Annotated in this window: 2 protein-coding genes; one reads left to right on the top strand and one right to left on the bottom strand. The window is 42.8% G+C overall.

Annotated elements, in window-relative coordinates:
- Positions 1-85: 85 nt before the first annotated feature.
- The gene (locus tag AC1DRQ_RS30735) at positions 86-970 is read right to left on the bottom strand and encodes a cation diffusion facilitator family transporter (protein WP_477429813.1); all 885 of its coding nucleotides are present in this window, start codon (positions 968-970) and stop codon (positions 86-88) included.
- 137 nt (positions 971-1,107) lie between these two features.
- Here AC1DRQ_RS30735 and AC1DRQ_RS30730 point away from each other — a divergent pair.
- Positions 1,108-2,393, top strand: a 1,286-nt coding sequence (locus AC1DRQ_RS30730) for a GH39 family glycosyl hydrolase (protein WP_477429811.1), incomplete at its 3' end; no start/stop codon positions are given.

Here is a 2,393-nt window from a genome sequence, read left to right as displayed (position 1 = left end):
CAAGGAAGGAATCGCACTAGGCCCAAGCTTTCTTTTTATTTCTTCCGAACACCTATAGTGTTATCACTGACCATAGGCTGAATACTCAGGAGAAGGGTTCAATATGGATAAGCACATCCTTTATTGAAAGGGTACTTTCTAATAATTTATCCTTAACTAAATGTGCTATACTGTGCCCCTCCGCAACAGATAAATTCTGGTCAACCTGGATATGCAGGTCAACAAAATAATCAAAGCCCATTTTTCTTACATAACACTTTTCTATAAATTTAACTTCTTTAACTTCGGCCGCCAATTCTCTAACCTGATCTACTATTTCACCAGATGGAGCTGTATCCATGATTTCTGCTAAACCCGGGCGTAAAAGCTGGATCGCGTTATAAAAGACAATTCCCGATGCCAAAAGTGCTGCCCAATCATCGGCTCCTTCATAACCTTTACCAGCTATCAATGCGATAACAATTCCAATAAAAGCAGCGATAGATGTAATGGCATCGCTCCGGTGATGATATGCATCGGCTTTTACAGCATTACTGCCTATTTGATTTGCTATATTCAGTACATATCTAAACATACCCTCTTTGATAATAATAACTCCTAACAGGATATACAAAGTGAACCGTTTGGGCATATCATGCGGAGTTCTTACAAATTCGATAGCGTGCCAGGCAATCCAGACAGCAGCGCCCATCAGGAAAAAAGAAATAATGATAGATACGATTGGCTCCGCTTTTCCATGCCCGTAGGGATGTTCCCGGTCTGCCGGTTTCATAGCAATTTTTAACCCGATCCATAATAAGGTTGAACTGAATACATCCGCACCTGTTTCCGTTGCATCCGCAATTAAGGCATAGGAATGCCCTAAATGGCCTGCAATAGCTTTCATAAAAACAAGGGCAATACTGATCCCTATACCTATTTGGGTAGTTCGGATCGCTTTTACTGATGGGTGGACGTCAATTGCAGCCATTACTGGAGTAGTTATAAAATTTAAGCGGCAAAGGTAAAAGCTTATGAAGTAATAATACTATTAATTGCTAAATTCAAATAGACTTTCTTCATCTTTATATCGGACTTTTGGTATAAATAATTATTTAGATTTACTTCATGAAGAAAAGAACCGGGTACTTCAGTTTGACACTGCTTATTCTCCTAACAAGCCATCAGCATTTATTTGCACAGATAAAGAAAGAGTTGTCTGCAACCATCACCGTAAATTTAAAAAAAGAAGCTGGGGAAATAAGTCCTGTTTGGGCCTGGTTTGGGCATGATGAGCCAAACTATACCTATATGAAGGATGGAAAGAAATTGCTTTCGGAATTAGCTGCTTTAAGCCCTGTTCCTGTTAACATGCGAGTACACAACCTGCTAAATACGGGTAATGGCGAAGCTGCTTTAAAATGGGGCTCCACCAATGCTTATACAGAAGATGCCCAGGGTAAGCCTGTTTATGACTGGCACCTGGTTGACAGCATTTTTGATACCTATATTAAATTGGGTATGAAACCCTATGCCCAGATTGGGTTTATGCCCGAAGCGCTGTCTACCAACCCTGAACCTTACCGGCATCACTGGCAGCCGGGTCGCGACTATAATGAAGTTTATGCCGGCTGGGCCTATCCGCCTAAAGATTATAATAAATGGGAAGAACTGGTTTACCAATGGGTAAAACATGAGGTGGGCAGATATGGAAAAAAAGAAGTGGAAAGCTGGTACTGGGAGGTGTGGAACGAACCCAACATAGGGTACTGGAAAGGTACAATGCCTGAGTTTTTTAAATTGTATGATTACGCGGCTCATGGTGTAAAAAGGGCATTGCCCACGGCTAAGGTAGGGGGACCGGAAGTGGCGGGTGGTTCCAGCCCCGGCGGTATGAAGTTTTTGAGAGCCTTTATTGAACATTGTATAACCGGTACCAATTATGTAACAGGTAAAACTGGCTCCCCGCTTGATGTGATCTCGTTTCATGCCAAAGGTCAGCCATCTGTTGAAGACGGGCACGTCCGGATGAATATGGCCCCGCAATTGCGTGATATCAGGGAAGGATTTAAAATTGTGGCTTCTTACCCACAGGTCAAAAATATACCGATAGTTATCGGCGAATCTGACCCCGAAGGCTGTGCTGCCTGCGGAATGGCAACCAATCCATCAAATGCTTACCGCAATGGAACCATGTATTCCAGTTACACTGCGGCCTCATTTGCCCGGGAATACTTGCTGGCAGATTCATTGAAGGTAAATTTTATGGGCGCAGTTTCCTGGTCGTTTGAATTTGAAAATCAACCCTGGTTCTATGGCTTTCGGGATCTGGCAACCAATGGGGTAGACAAGCCAGTGCTGAACGTGTTTCGCATGTTTGGTATGATGAAGGGTAAAAGGGTAGAGGTAAAAGG

The sequence above is a fragment of the Mucilaginibacter sp. P4_E8 genome (genome assembly GCF_056401495.1).
Note: the sequence above shows the minus strand (reverse complement) of the source record. Positions and strands in the feature narration are given on the sequence as shown.